A 15,453-nucleotide genomic window follows, 5' to 3' on the forward strand; every position below is an offset into this window, starting at 1 on the left:
CGCTTCGCATCGCCACCACCCCCCGGCCCCCTCCTCTGAAGAGGAGGGGGAGATTCAGCCGGCCAGTCCGCTCCACACGGCGAGGCCGAGGAAGGCGAAGAAGCCCATCGAATCGGTGATCATGGTGACGAACACCGAGCTCGCCACCGCGGGATCCTGCTTCAGGCGGTCGAAGATCACGGGCACCAGCACCCCGGCGAGCCCGGCCACGACGATGTTGATGATCATCGCGGCGGCGATCACGAGGCCCAGCTTGGGGGTGAATATGAGCCCGGTCGCCACGCCGATCAGCACCGCGATGGTCGCGCCGTTCAGCAGCGCGACGCGCATCTCTCGCCACAGGATGCGGCCGGTGTTGGCCTGAGTGAGCTGGTTCACCGCGATCGCGCGCACCGTCACCGCCATTGTCTGCGTGCCCGCGTTGCCCCCGATGCTGGCGACGATCGGCATAAGCACGGCGAGCGCGACGAGTTGCTCGATCGCGGCGCCGAACATGGCGATGATCAGGCTCGCCACCAGCGCGGTGCCGAGGTTCGCGATCAGCCAGCGCACGCGCGCGGTGTAGGCGTCGCGGATCGGCTCGTTGATGTCGCCGTCGCCCGCGCCCGAGAGCAGCAGCACGTCCTCGCCCGCTTCCTCGGAGATGATGTGGACCACGTCGTCGACCGTCATCTGCCCTACCAGCCGCCCGCTCTCGTCGACCACCGCGGCCGAGATCAGGGCATATTTCTGGAACATCAGCGCGACTTCTTCCTGGTCCATCGTGACCGGGATCAGCGTCTGGTCGCGCTTCATCACGTCGCTCAGCGCCACGCTGCGCGGGGTGCGCAGGATCCAGCTCAGCGCGCAGGTGCCGACCGGATGATGCGCGTGGTCGACGACGAAGATTTCCCAGAAATCGTTGGCGAGGTCGCCGCCTTCGCGCAGGAAGTCGATCAGGTCGCCGACGGTCATGTGCTCGGGCACGGCCACGAAATCGCGGCTCATCAGGCGCCCGGCCGTTTCCTCCGGATAGGAAAGGGCGCTTTCGATCGCCGCGCGGTCCTCGGCGTCGAGCGCGTCGAGGACGGCGCGCTGCTCCTCCGGCTCGAGATCCTCGATGAGCTGGACCGCGTCGTCGGTTTCGAGCTGTTCGGCGATGGCGGCGACGGCGCCGGCAGGCAGCGCCTCAAGCATGTCGTCGCGGACGTAGTCGTTGAGTTCCGCGATCACGTCGGAGCTCATCAGGTCGGTGATCGCGGCGGCGAGTTCGCGCCGCTCATCGCGCTCGAGCAGTTCGAGAAGGTCGGCGATGTCGGCCGGGTGGAGCGGCTCGACGAGGTCGTAGACCCCGCCCTTGTCGCCTTCCTCCAGCGCCTCGCGGACCGAGCGGATATAGTCCGGCTTCAGGCGGTTCTCTTCGTCGTGGCGTTCGTCGTCGAGGCGGTCGTCGGGGCGCGCACCGTCTTCCCCCGAGCCGCCTGCAAACGGCGGATCGGCCGGCCCAATCTCGTCCTCACGCGTCTCGTCCGCCATGCGCCCGCTCTACGGCCCGAGCGCGCAAAAGCAAGCCGCGCCGGGGTGACTTTGCCTCGCGAGTGCCTATACCGGCGCGAACACGAATTAGGAGACACGATTCCATGGCCGACCAGACGCTCACCCTCACACTCGATACTGGCAATGGGGAGGGTGGCGACGTCGTGATCAAGCTTCGGCCCGATCTCGCGCCGGGCCATGTCGAGCGGATCACGGAACTCGCCAACGAAGGCTTTTACGACGGCGTCGTGTTCCACCGCGTGATCCCCGGCTTCATGGCGCAGGGCGGCGACCCGACCGGCACCGGCATGGGCGGCAGCGACAAGCCCGACCTGAAGGCCGAGTTCAATGCCGAACCGCACGTGCGCGGTGTGTGCTCGATGGCGCGTACCCAGGTGCCCGACAGCGCCAACAGCCAGTTCTTCATCTGCTTCGACGACGCGCGCTTCCTCGACAACCAGTACACAGTCTGGGGCCAGGTCGAGAGCGGCATGGAGCACATCGACGCGCTGCCCAAGGGCGAGCCGCCGCGCGAGCCGGGCAAGATCGTCAAGGCGACCGTCGCCTGATCGCCATGGCCCGTGCATTGCGGGCCTGTGTCGGGGCGGGAGCGGCGCTGCTGCTCTCCGCCTGCGCCACCGATCTGACCCAGGCGCGCAGCCCGTGCCTCTACGAGCCGGGCGGCTGGTGCGGCTTCACGCGCGAGCTGGCGGAGGAGAGCTGGCAATACGCGCAGCTCGCCAACAACAGCTACAAGGACAATGAGGAGTTCGCCCACCCGCCGGGCGACTTCGTCCAGGCGGGCGAGCCGCACGAGCTCGAATCGGGCTACGCCTACGTCGTCTACGACCGTTACGAGCCGGGCGGTGAGACCGGAGAGCCGAAGCTGGCCGAGCGCGTGATCGCCTTCCGCGGCACCGAGATGGACAGCCTCGCCGACTGGGTGCTCGGCAATATCGGCGAGCTCCACAACGAACGCGGGTGGGATACCTACGCCACCCACCGCAAGATGCTCGACGAGCAGGGGCTGGACGCTGTGCCGATCCGGCTGACCGGCCACTCGCTCGGCGGTGCGATCGCGGCTTACGTGGCCCTGCGCGAGCCGCGCGCCACGTCCTACGCCTTCAACCAGTCGCCGCGCTTCTCGACCCCGGAGCAACCGACCCGCAGCCGCCGCGTGACCGTTTCGGAACGCGGCGAGGCGCTGCGGGGCCTGCCGACCGGCGACGCCGTGTTCCTGCAGGACCGGCTGGTCGTCAACTGCCGCCCGAACGGCGCCCCGTGGAAGGACCACTCGGTCCGCAAGCTCGCCGAGTGCCTCACCTGGATTGCGGCCTACGGCGACCCGGAGGCGCTCGATTCGATCCGCGAAAACGTCATCCCCAAGCCCGCGGTCGAATGCGGCCCGCGCGACAAGCCGCATCCCGGCGCCGCCCCGCGGGAAGGGCTTTGCCGCCACAACACGCGCATCGAAGAAGACTGAGCCCGGGTCTAAAGCTTGGCCTTCACCAGCCAGTCGTGGAAAAGCCGTACGGGCCGTTCCTCCAGTGCGGTGGGCTTGCACACGAACCAGTAGCTGTAGGGGCTTTCGACCTCGACATCGTAGAGGTTGGTCAGGCGGCGGTCCGACGCGCGGCGGAAGTGGTCGTCGTGCATGATCGCGATGCCGAGGCCCTGAGCGGCGGCCTCCAGGATCAACTGGCCCGAATCGAAGTGGTCGATCGCCGCGGGTTCGAGATCGTCGAGCCCGTGCGCGCGTTTCCACGCCTCGAAGCTGGCGGGCAGTTCGGTGTGGATCAGGAACGTCTGCTTCGCGAGCAGATCCGCATCGGGCTCTTCGCCCAGCGCCTCGGCGACCTCGACGCGGCAGATCGCGTGGACCTTGTTGTAGTCGAGCCGCACCGCGTGGAGCGACCGGTCGGGTCCGCGCGAGAGAATGATCGCCGCGTCGAGCGTATCGCCGACGCGGGATTCGAGATGTGGCCCGGTGTCGATGTCGATGTGCAGCCGCGGATGCAGCTCGCGCAGCTCCGCCAGCCGGGGAAACAGCCGCTGACTGCCGAACAGCGGCAGCACGCCGAGGTGAAGGCGGAGGAGCGAGAGGTTCTCCGACTGCCCCTCCACCGCGCGTGCCAGCGCTTCGAAATGGGGGCTCACGGCCTCGTAGAACTGATGTCCCTCGTCGGTGAGCTGCATCGCCTGCCGTGCGCGGGTGAACAGCTTCTTGCCGACGAATTCCTCGAGATTCCCGATCCGGCGCGAGAGCGCGGAGGGGCTGAGGCCGATCTCGTCGGCTGCCGCGCGGGCGGAACCGAGGCGGACGGTGCGCATGAATGCTTCCAGCGCGCGCAGGGGCGGAAGGCGACGGGTCGGTTTTGCCATTAGTCGACTGCCGGCGCTTCCTCGGGCGGATGCAGGCGCAGCCGCGTGACGTGCGTTGCGTCGCCCGCGGTCACTTCGATGCACCAGCCGCTCGGGTGCCTGACTACCGTGCCGACCGGCGGCACCTGCTCGGCCAGGACGAACGTCAGGCCGCCCAGCGTATCGACCGATTCCTCGACTTCGGCGAGGCGCGGGTCCACTTGCTCGGCAACGTCGTCGAGTTCGGCGCGCGCGTCGCAGTCCCACATGCCCTCGCCGATCGGGACGATCCACTGTTCGGGCATCTCGTCGTGCTCGTCCTCGATCTCGCCGACGATCTCCTCGACCAGATCCTCGATCGTGATGATCCCGTCGGTACCCGAAAACTCGTCGAGCACGACCGCGAGGTGCGTGCGCTGCGCGCGCATGTCGGCCAGCACGTCGAGCGCGCCGCGCGCCTGCGGCACGTAGAGCGGCTGGCGCATCAGCACGGTCCAGTCATCCGGCGGCGGCTTGCCTTGCGCAAGGAAGGGGAACACGTCCTTGATGTGGATCATGCCGATCACGTCGTCGAGCGTGTCGCGATAGACCGGCATGCGCGAATGGCCGTTCTCCGCGAAGCTGGAGACGAGTTCCTCCCAGCTCCGCGACGCGTCGATCGCGATGATCTCTCCGCGGGGAACCGCGATGTCGTCGGCATCGTGCTCGCGGAAATGGAGGATATTGCGGAGCATCTGCCGCTCGACGGGCGAAAGATCGTCGTCGGGGCCGGACTCCTCGCCATTGGCGGATTGTTCGTCCTCGTGTTCGTCGATCGCTTCTTCGAGCTGAGCGCGCAGCGAGCGGTCGCCTTCGCCGTCGAAGAATTTTCGAATCGCGAGCCAAAGCCCGCGTCTACTGTCCGCGTCTCCGGCAGAGTTATCGGAATCGGGCATGGCCCTGGATGTCACTCCTGGTTGTCTCGATCGCCATATGGGTCCGGCAGGCCGAGAAGCGCAAGCGCCTTTATCTCCAGAGCCTCCATTGCCTCGGCATCCTGCTCCGAAATCTCGTGATCGTACCCGGCGAGATGGAGCAGGCCGTGGACCAGCAGGTGAAGCGCGTGATTCTCGAGCGGAATGCCCTTTTCCGCCGCTTCGCGCATGCAGGTTTCCCACGCGAGCGCGAGATCGCCGAGCATTTCCGGCCCGCCATCGGCTGCGAGGCCGAGCAGTTCCTCCCGCGTCAGCATCGGGAACGAGAGCACGTTGGTCGGCTTGTCCTTCGTGCGCCATTCGCGATTGAGCGTGCGGACGTCCTCGTCGACGGTGAACAGCACGCTCGCCGTCAGCCGCTGGTTGGCCAATTCGGGCGCGACCTTCTCCGCCGCTTCGGCCGCCCGGTAGGCGAGATCCGCCCAGTCATAGGAGCTGGGCCACCCGTCGATTTCGATATCGAGGTCCATCACGCCCCCTTTTCTTCAGAGGAGGGGGCCGAGTGGTGACGCGGCGCGGAGCGTCGCGCATGACTCTGACACCGCTCCGCTGCGACCAGGCTCGCCAGCGGCTCGCCAAGTCTCGCTGCCCCTCCTCCTCGGAGGAGGGGGGCATGCGCGTTCATGCGTCTTTCCCCTCGTAAGCTTCGACGATCCGCCCGACGATCGGGTGGCGGACCACGTCGGCGGCGGTGAAGCGGCTGACGGCGATGCCCTCCAGCCCTTCGAGGCGCCCGACGGCATCCGCCAGGCCACTCATCTTGTCGCCACCGGGAATGTCGACTTGCCGCGGATCGCCGCACACCACCATGCGGCTGTTCTGGCCGAAGCGGGTGAGGAACATCTTCATCTGCTCGCGCGTGGTGTTCTGCGCTTCGTCGAGGATGACGAAGGCATCGGCCAGCGTGCGCCCGCGCATGAAGGCGATCGGCGCCACTTCGATCACGCCCGACATCAGATGCCGCTCGACCTGCTCGGGCGGCATGCAGTCGTAGAGCGCATCGTAGAGCGGGCGCAGGTAGGGATCGACCTTCTCCTTCATGTCGCCGGGCAGGAAGCCGATCTTCTCACCCGCTTCGACCGCCGGGCGGCTGAGAATCAGGCGCTGGACGCTGCCGGTGATGAGCTGGCTGACCGCCTGCGCGACCGCGAGGTAGGTCTTGCCCGTGCCTGCCGGGCCGAGCGCGAAGATCAGCTCGTCGCGGGCGAGTTGGCGCATATAAGGTATTTGTCCGGCGCTGCGCGGCACGATCGTCTTGCGCCGCGTGCGGATCATCACCGGCGGGCCGTCGCTCTCGCCCGAGATGATCCCTTCCAGCGTCGGTTCGTTCGACATGGCGATCAGCGATTCGATCGCGCCCGAATCCAGCTCCTCCCCGCGCGCCAGACGGCCGTACATGGCCTGAAGCACGTCTCGCGCGCGAGCGACCGAGTCCTCCGGTCCTTCGAGCAGCACCTTGTCGCCGCGCGCCGAGATGAACACGCCGAGGCGGTTCTCCACCTGGACGAGGTTCGCGTCGAACTGGCCGAACAGGGGAACGAGGAGCGACTGGTCGTCGAAACTCAGCTCGGCCCTGGCGCGCCTGATCTCGCGCTGCGGGCTGGGCGGCGGCGAGATGGCCGGATCGGCGCTGTTCGGTCTGCGTCCCATGCAATCCTTTCGTGATGCGGGGCCGAATCTAGAACGCAACGCGCGGGAGGCAAGCTTGGTGCCTGAACACGGCGGTGGATTGTTATAGAACTGCAACGGCGCGAGGCGCCGCGCGCGTCAGGCGAGTGCCGGTTCGCGCAGCTTGCCCGCAAGCGAGTTGGGGCCCGCCTCGACGAGCTCGGCCTCGACCAGATCGCCGATCGCCGCTTCGCCTTCGAACCAGACCGATTGCAGCCAGGGCGACTTGCCGAGCCACTGGCCGGGGTGCTTGCCCTTGCGCTCGACCAGGACTTCGCAGGTCCGGCCCACCGAGCGCTGGTTGAACGCGAGCTGATGGCGGTTGAGCGCGGCCTGGAGGCGCTGGAGCCGTTCGTCCATGACCTCGCGCGCGATCTGGCCGTCCATCGCTGCGGCAGGGGTGCCGGGGCGGGGCGAATACTTGAAGCTGAAGGCCTGTGCGTAACCGACCGCGTCGACGAGGGCGAGGGTTTCCGCGAACTCCGCGTCGGTCTCGCCCGGGAAGCCGACGATGAAATCGCCCGAGAGCGCAATGTCGGGCCGGGCTTGCCGGAAGCGCTCGAGCAGGCGGAGGTAGCTGTCGGCCGTATGGCTGCGGTTCATCGCCTTGAGCACGCGGTCGCTGCCCGACTGCACCGGCAGGTGCAGGAACGGCATCAGCTTGGCGATCTCGCCGTGCGCCGCGATCAGCGCGTCGTCCATGTCGGCCGGGTGGCTGGTGGTGTAGCGGATGCGGAGCAATCCATCGATGTCGGCGAGGTCGCGGATGAGGCCTGCGAGCCCGATCGCGCGGCCCTGGCGGTCTTCGCCGCTCCAGGCCGAAACGTTCTGGCCGAGCAGCGTGATCTCGCGCGCGCCGGCTTCGACCAATTTCTGCGCTTCGACGACGAGGTCGCTGTAGGGACGTGAGATTTCGGCGCCGCGAGTGTAGGGCACGACGCAGTAGGTGCAGAACTTGTCGCACCCTTCCTGCACGGTGAGGAAGGCGGCAGGCGGGCTCTTGCGGCGCTCGGGCAGGGCGTCGAACTTGGCGATCGGCGGCATGTCGGTGTCGGTGGCGCGCTCGCCACGCACGGCCTTGTCGAGCATTTCGGGCAGGCGGTGGTAGGCTTGCGGGCCGACGACCATCGAGACGGCCGGCGCACGCGCCATGATCTCCTCGCCCTCCGCCTGCGCGACGCAGCCGGCGACGGCGATCAGCGGCTTCTTCCCGGCCTGCTCGCCCGACTTCACCAGCCGGCCGATGTCCGAATAGACCTTCTCCGCCGCCTTCTCGCGGATGTGGCAGGTGTTGAGCACGACGAGATCGGCGTCCTCGCCCTCGGGCGCGGGCGTGATGCCCTTGTCGGCCAGCAGCTCGGCCATGCGCTCGCCGTCGTAGACGTTCATCTGGCAGCCGAAGCTCTTGACCCGGTAGGTCTTCGGAGGGGCACTCTGTCGCATGGCGCGCGCCTATAGCGGAGGCGAGCGCGGTTTGAAACTCATGAGTCCAGCGACGCTACTCGACAGGTGCGTTGTAGCGCACCGGCACGACATCGTGGCGGAATTCGCGCAGCGGTTTGCCGAGCGTGGTCAGCAGCGCCGCCTCGATCGCAGCGCGGGCCCGGGCGCCGATCGCCTTGCGGCCGCGGAATTCCTCGGGGCTGAACGGCTCGAGGAAATGCAGGCGAACGGGGAAGCTGCCCTTGCGTGCAAGGATACGGCGCGCGTTGTGCAGGCCGCTTTCCTCGCCGATCCAGCCAATCTCCTCTGCCACGGCGCCGTAATCGACCAGCACCGGCTGGACGAGCACGCCGGGCGGCGGCGGTTCGAGCACGCTCAGCATGCTGGTCTTGAACGGCAGGAGCGACTGGCCGTCGGTCGTCGTACCTTCGGGAAAGACGGTGACCGACCAGTTGTCCTGCAGCGCCTCGCGCAAGGCGTTGATCTGCTCGGCCACCCCGAGCCGGTTCTCGCGCTTGACGAAGACGGTCCGGTTGAGCCGGCACAGCCAGCCGATCGCGGGCACTTCGCTGATCTCGTGCTTGGCGACGAACGCGGTGCCGCTCGCACCGGCGAGCGAAAGGATGTCGAGCCACGAGACATGGTTGGCGATGAAGAACACGTCGCGCCGCAGCGGCACGCCGATCTTCTCAACCCGCGCGCCGGCGATCCGCGCGGTGAGCCCGAGGAACCACATCGGGAAGGGCGAGCCGTAAGCGAAGAGGCGATAGAGGAAATGCAGCGGCAGGAAGGCCGCCAGGAGCAGGAGGATCGCAAGGGCGCGAAAGGCCAACCGAAGATGACCTGCGAGGGACAGCGGCGCACTTTCCCCGCGCGCCACGGCCTCGCGTAGCGCCGGATCCATCAGTCGGGCTTGTCGCCGCGATCGAGCCTGACGCCGTAGAGTTCCATCCGGTGGTCGACCAGACGATAGCCCAGGCGTTCGGCGATGACTTTCTGCAGCGCTTCCAGCTCCGGATCGACGAATTCGACCACGTTGCCGCTCTCGACGTCGATCAGATGGTCGTGGTGCGCCTCGGGCGCTGCCTCATAGCGGGCGCGGCCGTCGCCGAAGTCGTGACGATCGAGAATGCCCGCCTCTTCGAACAGGCGCACGGTGCGGTAGACGGTGGCGATCGAAATCTTCGGATCGATCGCGGAGGCCCGCTGGTGCAACTGCTCGACATCGGGATGATCCTCGCTCTCCGACAGGACGCGGGCGATCACCCGCCGCTGCTCGGTTATGCGCAGGCCGCGGTCGGCGCAGAGTTGCTCGAGATCAATCCGCTGGGACAAGAGGGCACCTTAAAAGTAGAAACGCCCCGCATCCTTAACGGGGCGGGGCGTTCTTCTCAAGCGCGAGGACCGCGCTCAGTCCGTCTTCTTGCGGCGCCCGCGCTTCTGGCCGGGCTTGCGGCCGAGACCGATCTTCTTGGCGAGATCGCGGCGCGTTTCCGCATAGTCGGGGGCGACCATCGGATAGTCGGCACCGAGGTTCCAGCGCTGGCGATACTCCTCCACCGTCATGCCGTGCTCGGTCATCAGGTGGCGCTTGAGCATCTTCATCTTCTTGCCGCAGTCGAGGCAGACGATGTGATCCTTCTTGACCGACGAACGAAGCGAAACCGCAGGTTCCGGGGTCGGTTCTTCTTGCGCAGTATCGGCACCGAGCCCTGCAAGCGCGCCGTAAACGTTGCTGATGAGCGCCGGCACTTCGTCCACCGCGACGCTGTTGTTGCTCACGTGAGCTGCGACGATGTCCGACGTCAACGTGATCAACGTTTCGGTCATGTCAAATTCTTGCTGTTCCATTATTACCTCGGAGGCGACATTTTGTCATTGTTGTAAACTTGGTAATCGCGAGCCGCTGCCCACTGCGCGGTTCATGGACTAGGAATATAAATATTTCAATACTCATGAATTGCGAACGTATATCAAAACGCGGACGCTTTAGACCTTCGTGTTATAAATCGCGTCCGAACGTAATCGCATCGAGAAACTGCCCCGACGGCAACCGATAATAGGCCTTGCGGCGGCCGATCGGTTCGAAGCCCATCCGGCGGTAGAGCGAGACGGCCGGGTTGTTGTCGCGCATCTCCAGGAACATGCGCTCGGCGCCCCGGCCGCGCGCTTCGATGAAGGCGCGGGTGAGCAGCGCGCAGCCGATGCCCTTGCCGCGCAAGTCGGGCCGCACCCCGATCAGCAGAAGTTCCTCTTCCCCCGGGGCGAAGCGGGTCAAGGCGAAGCCGGCCGCGTCGCTTTCGCTCGCGAGCGGTTCGCCCTCCGCGCCGGCGAGAAGATAGTGCGTGTGCGGCAAGGTGAGGGAATCCGACACCTGGCGGCGGTTCCACGCCTCCGCCCAGGCCGGGTCGAACGCGGCCTCCATGACGTCCATGATCCGGTCGAGATCATCCTTCATGGCGAAGGTCTCGCATCGGGCGCACGGCCGTAGATCGGTCGCGGATCGGCGGACAGGAGAGGGGCGGGGACCTGCAGAGCGAAGCGCGCGTCGGGATGAATCGGAAAGGCGCGGCCGTTCCCGCGCCGGGCCACGAGCGCTTCGGCCTGGGTTCCGCCGACCAGCGGGGCGCCGATCGCGCGCACGGCTTCATCGGGCGGAAGCGAGCGGACCTCGGCCTCGGGCAACCCGTCGCGGCCGAACGGCTGCACGAACCATTCGCCGTGCCCGCCTGTGGTGCAGACGCCGACCGGTTCCCCGGCATGCTCGGCCCGGATCATGGCCGCGATCAGGGCGAGTGTCGGATAACCGGTGACCTGCGCGCTCCAGGCGTAGCCGAGCGCGCGTGCGGTCGCGAGGCCGATGCGCACGCCGGTGAAGCTGCCGGGGCCGAGCGAGACGAGGATGCGGCCGGCGCGTCCGCGTCCGGGCAGGGCCGCGATCATCGGCACCAGCCGCTCGGCATGGCCACGGCCAAGCACCCGGTGATCGTGCGCGACCGGTTCGTCGTCCTCGAACAGCGCGACCGAGCAGGCCTCGGTCGCGCATTCGATCGCCAGCGTTCGCATGTTTCGCGCTCAGTCCTTCCCGTCGCCGCGCACGACCCTTCCGCACGGCGTCGGCTTGCGCGTTTGCAACGACGGGAGGAGCCGTCAAGCGCCGAGCGCGCCCGACGGCCGGAAATCAGGCCCGGAAATCAGGCGATGACGTTGAACTTGTCGAAGTCGGGCCGGGGGCTGCGGCCGAAGATCGTCGAGGCGTCGCCATAACCGATACTGCAGATGAAGTTGCTGTGGACGCGCGGCTGACCGGCGAAGAATGCCTTGTCGACCGCCGCGTTGTCGAACCCGGACATCGGGCCGCAGTCGAGCCCGAGCGCACGCGCGGCGAGCATCAGATAGGCTCCCTGCAGCGAGGAGTTGCGGAAGGCGCCTTGCTCGCGCCCCGTCTCGTCGCCTTCGAACCAGCTCTTCGCGTCAGTGTGGGGAAAGAGCCACGGCAACTGTTCGTGGAAATCGATGTCGTAGCCGATGATGGCGACGACCGGCGCGGTTTCGATCTTCTTCTTGTTTCCTTCCGAAGCGAGGTCGGAAAGCTTCTGCTTCGCTTCGGCGGACTTCGCCCAGACGATCCGCGCCGGCTGCATGTTGGCCGAGGTCGGTGCCATCTTCATGAGATCGTAGATCGCGCGGATCTGATCGTCCGACACGGGCTTGTCGAGCCAGCCGTTATAGCTGCGCGCTTCGTGGAAAAGCTGGTCGAGCGCGTCGGCCGACAAGACGTTGTCGTGAAACTGCTTGGTCATCGAAACTCCACCGAAGTTGGAAAATCAGGCCGCGCGGACCTCGACGACCTCCGGCACGTAGTGCTTCAGGAGGCCTTCGATTCCGTGCTTGAGCGTCGCGGTCGAGCTCGGGCAGCCCGAGCAGGCGCCCTGGAGCTGGAGATAGACGACGCCGTCGCGGTAGCCGCGGTACTGGATATCGCCGCCGTCGCCGGCGACCGCGGGCCGCACGCGGGTTTCGAGCAGGTCGTTGATCTGCGCGACGATATCCGCGTCTTCCGGGTCTTCCTCCACCAGCATCTCGCTTTCGCCGGGCACGGAAATGCCGCTCGCGTCGGCGCCCGCGAACAACGGTGCTTCGGAGATGAAATGGTCGAGCAGGATCGAGACGACCTGCGGCTTGAGCGAGGACCATTCGACGCCCGGCGCCGCGGTGACCGACACGAAGTCCGCGCCGAAGAACACGTTGGTGACTTCGCCGGTGTCGAAGATCGCCTGCGCCAGCGGGCTCGCCTCGGCCGCTTCGGGGCTGGCGAATTCGCGCGTGCCGGAAGGCATGACCTGCCGTCCGGGCAGGAACTTCAGGCTCGCGGGATTCGGCGTGGTTTCGGTCTCGATGAACATGCCGGCGATGTAGGGTCGAGGGACCCGCCGGGCAAGGGCCGCACGCATTCACTATCCCTTCATCGCGGGGCTCCCTATAACCGCATGCATGACTCTTTTTCCGCGCGCCGTCCGGCGCCTCGCGCTCCTCCTCCCCCTTGCGCTCCTGACGCCGTCCGCAACGGCGCAGCAGGCCCTGCCCGCGGGCGCGCCCGAGTCGCTCCAGACCGGCGAGGAAGTGCCGTGGATTTATCGCGGGAGCGATGTTCCGCGCGACAAGGAATGGCTGTTCGGAGAGATGGACAATGGCCTGCGCTATGCCGTCCGCAAGAACGGCGTACCGCCGCGCCAGGTCTCGATCCGCATCCGCATCGACGCGGGATCGCTGCACGAACAGGACGACGAGCGCGGCTTCGCGCACTTGATGGAGCACCTGAGCTTCCGCGAGAGCAAATACCTCGGCCCGGCCATGGCGATCCCGACCTGGCAGCGGCTCGGCGCGACGTTCGGCAGCGACACCAATGCCGAGACCACGCCGACGCACACGGTCTACAAGCTCGACCTGCCCAACGCTACGCCGCAGGCGTTGGAGGAGAGCTTCAAGCTGCTTTCGGGCATGATCCGCGAGCCGGTGCTCAACGAAACCAACCTTGCGGCCGAAGTGCCGATCGTCCTCGCCGAGAAGCGCGAGCGGGGCGGGGCGGCGGAACGCGTGGTCGAAGGCACGCGCACGACGCTGTTCGCCGGGCAGCCGCTCGCCGAGCGCATGCCGATCGGCACCGAGGAGACGCTGAGAGGCGCCACGGCCGATGCCGTGCAGGCCTTCCACGACCGCTGGTATCGGCCCGAGAACACCGTGATCGTCGCTGCCGGTGACATCGATCCGGTGCGGCTCGCGCAACTGGTCGAGCAGTGGTTCGGCGACTGGCAGGGGAAGGGGCCGCACATCGAAGCGCCGGACTTCGGCGACCCCGTGCCGCCGCCCGGCGCGACGGGCGAGAACCCGGTGGGCGAGACGTCCGTCCTGGTCGAGCCGGACATGCCGCGCTCGCTGACTTACGCGATCATGCGCCCGTGGCGGAAGGTCGACGATACGATCGTGTACAACGAGGGGCTGTTGCTCGACTCGCTGTCGCAGGCGCTGATCAACCGCCGGCTGGAGGCCCGCGCGCGGGCAGGCGGCTCGTATCTCTATGCGCAGGTCCAGCAGGATGACGTCAGCCGTTCGACCGACGCCACGTTCATCACGCTCGCGCCGCTCGGAGAGGACTGGGAAGGTGCGCTGACCGACGTGCGGGCGGTAATCGCCGACGCGCTCGCGACGCCGCCGTCGCAGGAGGAGATCGCGCGCGAGATGGCCGAATTCGACGTCGTCTTCGCAAGCATGGTCGAACAGCGCGCCGTCATGGCCGGATCGAAGCTGGCCGACGACATCGTCAACGCCGTCGACATCCGCGAGACGGTCGCTTCGCCGGAGACCGTGCTGTCGGTGTTCCGCGGCATGAAGGACAAGTTCACGCCCGAAGCCGTGCTCGAGCATACCCGCACGCTGTTCTCCGGCGATGTGGTGCGTTCGGTCTACGTCACCCCCGCCACCGGCGAAGCCGACGCCGCCGCGCTCAAGGCAGCGCTGGAAGCGGAAGTCGCACCCGATCCCAGCGCCCGGCTGGAAGGCGAGCCGATCTCGTTCGCGGACCTGCCCGCGATCGGAGAGCCGGGCCAGGTCGTCAGCGAGGCGCCGCTGGGCCTGCTCGGGATCGAGCGGATCGAGCTCGACAACGGCGTCACCGCCATTCTCTGGGCCAACGATGCCGAACCCGGCCGCGTGGCCGTGCGCGTGCGCTTCGGCGCCGGGCACCGGGCGTTCGACGAGAGCGATGCCGTCTACCGCGCGCTGGGCGAAGCGGCGCTGGTCCAGTCCGGTCTGGGCGAGCTCGGCCAGGAAGAGCTCGACCGTATCTCGACCGGGCGCAAGCTCGGCTTCGACTTCGGGGTGGAGGATTCGACCTTCACTTTCTCCGCACAGACTCGCAACGCCGACCTTGCGGACCAGCTCTATCTTTTCGCGGCCAAGCTCGCGATGCCGCGGTGGGACGAGAACCCGGTCCTGCGTGCCAAGGCGGCCGCGCGGCTTGCTTACGAGAGCTACTCCACCAGCCCGAGCGCGGTGCTCAACCGCGACCTCGAATACTATCTCCGCGATCGCGATCCGCGCTATGCGACGCCCGACCTCGCCATGCTCGAGGGCGCGACGCCCGAAGGCTTCCGGGAAGTCTGGGAACCGCTGCTCAAGCAGGGGCCGATCGAGATCGCGATTTTCGGCGAGTTCGACCGTGCCACTGCTCTGGAGGCATTGCGCAAGACCTTCGGCGCTCTGCCCGAACGCGCGCCGATCCCGGCCGAAGTCGCCGCGCGCACGCCCGATTTCCCGGCGCCCTCGGCCGACACGGTGGTGCTCCATCACCGCGGCGACGCCAACCAGGCCGCTGCGGTTATCGCCTGGCCGACGGGCGGCGGCGTCGAGCGGCTGCCCGAATCGCGCCAGCTCGAGATCCTCGCCAATCTGTTCAACAACCGGCTGATCGACGCCATGCGCGAGCGGGCGGGGGCGAGCTATGCGCCGCAGGTCATGAATACCTGGCCGACCGACTTGCAGGAGGGCGGGCGCCTGACGGCCATCGCCCAGCTTCGACCCGAAGACGTGCCGGCCTTCTTCGCCGCGGCGGACGAGATCGCGGCCGACCTCGCCGCCAACCCGCCGACCGAGGACGAGCTCGCCCGTGTCACCGAACCGCTGCGCCAGCTCATCAACCGCGCCTCGACCGGGAACATGTTCTGGATGTACCAGCTCGAGGGATCGACCCGCGATCCGCGCCGGGTGCAACTGGTGCGCTCGCTGCTCAACGACTATACGGTGACCACTCCGCAGGCGATGCAGCAGCTTGCACAGCGGCACCTTGCCGTCCGTCCGGGTTTCCGCCTCGCGGTTATCCCTCAGGGGCAGGAACTGGTTCGCGCGGCACCCCCGGCTCAAGCGGAGGTCGCCGGCCGCTGACCGCGCATAGCGCAGCCATCAGCGGCTGTAAGTTAATTGCCCTTGCGGCACG

The 15,453-nt window shown here is 67.4% G+C and carries 16 protein-coding genes; 3 read left to right on the forward strand and 13 right to left on the reverse strand.

Annotated elements, in window-relative coordinates; all coding sequences use genetic code 11:
• Positions 1-54 precede the first annotated feature (54 nt).
• Positions 55-1,515: a magnesium transporter gene (gene mgtE / locus JNO53_RS09465; RefSeq protein ID WP_203110149.1), complete on the reverse strand. Its 1,461-nt coding sequence runs from the start codon at positions 1,513-1,515 to the stop codon at positions 55-57.
• Positions 1,516-1,619: 104 nt separating this feature from the next.
• Here mgtE and JNO53_RS09470 point away from each other — a divergent pair, with 104 nt between their 5' ends.
• Both JNO53_RS09470 and JNO53_RS09475 read left to right on the forward strand, forming a co-directional pair.
• Positions 1,620-2,084 (forward strand): peptidylprolyl isomerase, encoded by a 465-nt coding sequence (locus JNO53_RS09470; RefSeq protein WP_203110151.1) that lies wholly within the window; start codon positions 1,620-1,622, stop codon positions 2,082-2,084.
• A gap of 5 nt (positions 2,085-2,089) precedes the next feature.
• Entirely contained in the window at positions 2,090-2,998 is a 909-nt protein-coding gene (locus JNO53_RS09475; RefSeq protein ID WP_203110153.1) for a hypothetical protein, read from the forward strand.
• A gap of 8 nt (positions 2,999-3,006) precedes the next feature.
• Here JNO53_RS09475 and JNO53_RS09480 read toward each other — a convergent pair whose 3' ends face one another.
• The 12 genes from JNO53_RS09480 to JNO53_RS09535 all read right to left on the reverse strand — a co-directional run bounded on the left by JNO53_RS09480 (position 3,007) and on the right by JNO53_RS09535 (position 12,367).
• The gene (locus JNO53_RS09480; protein ID WP_203110161.1) at positions 3,007-3,897 is read right to left on the reverse strand and encodes a LysR substrate-binding domain-containing protein; all 891 of its coding nucleotides are present in this window, start codon (positions 3,895-3,897) and stop codon (positions 3,007-3,009) included.
• Positions 3,897-4,811 carry a hemolysin family protein gene (locus JNO53_RS09485; RefSeq protein WP_203110163.1) on the reverse strand — a complete coding sequence of 305 codons (915 nt, stop codon included), beginning with the start codon at positions 4,809-4,811 and terminating at the stop codon, positions 3,897-3,899. Before JNO53_RS09485 ends, JNO53_RS09480 begins: the two co-directional genes overlap by 1 nt.
• An 11-nt stretch (positions 4,812-4,822) precedes the next feature.
• On the reverse strand, positions 4,823-5,320 hold the full coding sequence (gene ybeY, locus JNO53_RS09490) for an rRNA maturation RNase YbeY (RefSeq protein WP_203110171.1): 498 nt from the start codon (positions 5,318-5,320) through the stop codon (positions 4,823-4,825).
• Between the two features lie 151 nt (positions 5,321-5,471).
• On the reverse strand, positions 5,472-6,500 hold the full coding sequence (locus JNO53_RS09495; RefSeq protein ID WP_203110173.1) for a PhoH family protein: 1,029 nt from the start codon (positions 6,498-6,500) through the stop codon (positions 5,472-5,474).
• 117 nt (positions 6,501-6,617) lie between these two features.
• Entirely contained in the window at positions 6,618-7,961 is a 1,344-nt protein-coding gene (gene miaB, locus JNO53_RS09500; protein WP_203110175.1) for a tRNA (N6-isopentenyl adenosine(37)-C2)-methylthiotransferase MiaB, read from the reverse strand.
• Between the two features lie 55 nt (positions 7,962-8,016).
• The gene (locus JNO53_RS09505; RefSeq protein WP_203110177.1) at positions 8,017-8,865 is read right to left on the reverse strand and encodes a lysophospholipid acyltransferase family protein; all 849 of its coding nucleotides are present in this window, start codon (positions 8,863-8,865) and stop codon (positions 8,017-8,019) included.
• A complete protein-coding gene (locus tag JNO53_RS09510) occupies positions 8,865-9,296 on the reverse strand; it encodes a Fur family transcriptional regulator (RefSeq protein ID WP_203110179.1) in 432 nt (143 codons plus the stop codon). Before JNO53_RS09510 ends, JNO53_RS09505 begins: the two co-directional genes overlap by 1 nt.
• A gap of 75 nt (positions 9,297-9,371) precedes the next feature.
• Positions 9,372-9,812 carry a MucR family transcriptional regulator gene (locus JNO53_RS09515; RefSeq protein ID WP_203110181.1) on the reverse strand — a complete coding sequence of 147 codons (441 nt, stop codon included), beginning with the start codon at positions 9,810-9,812 and terminating at the stop codon, positions 9,372-9,374.
• A gap of 151 nt (positions 9,813-9,963) precedes the next feature.
• Entirely contained in the window at positions 9,964-10,419 is a 456-nt protein-coding gene (gene rimI, locus JNO53_RS09520; protein ID WP_203110187.1) for a ribosomal protein S18-alanine N-acetyltransferase, read from the reverse strand.
• Positions 10,416-11,027, reverse strand: coding sequence for a tRNA (adenosine(37)-N6)-threonylcarbamoyltransferase complex dimerization subunit type 1 TsaB (gene tsaB, locus JNO53_RS09525; RefSeq protein WP_203110193.1), 612 nt, complete (start codon positions 11,025-11,027; stop codon positions 10,416-10,418). The genes rimI and tsaB overlap by 4 nt, the downstream gene beginning before the upstream one ends.
• Before the next feature lie 128 nt (positions 11,028-11,155).
• A complete protein-coding gene (locus JNO53_RS09530) occupies positions 11,156-11,764 on the reverse strand; it encodes a malonic semialdehyde reductase (protein ID WP_203110196.1) in 609 nt (202 codons plus the stop codon).
• 24 nt (positions 11,765-11,788) lie between these two features.
• Entirely contained in the window at positions 11,789-12,367 is a 579-nt protein-coding gene (locus JNO53_RS09535; RefSeq protein ID WP_203110497.1) for a NifU family protein, read from the reverse strand.
• Positions 12,368-12,455: 88 nt separating this feature from the next.
• Here JNO53_RS09535 and JNO53_RS09540 point away from each other — a divergent pair, with 88 nt between their 5' ends.
• Positions 12,456-15,401 carry a M16 family metallopeptidase gene (locus JNO53_RS09540; protein ID WP_203110198.1) on the forward strand — a complete coding sequence of 982 codons (2,946 nt, stop codon included), beginning with the start codon at positions 12,456-12,458 and terminating at the stop codon, positions 15,399-15,401.
• The last annotated feature ends 52 nt before the right edge of the window (positions 15,402-15,453 follow it).

The sequence above is a fragment of the Altererythrobacter sp. C41 genome (assembly GCF_016803135.1).
Classification (GTDB): Bacteria; Pseudomonadota; Alphaproteobacteria; order Sphingomonadales; family Sphingomonadaceae; genus Pelagerythrobacter.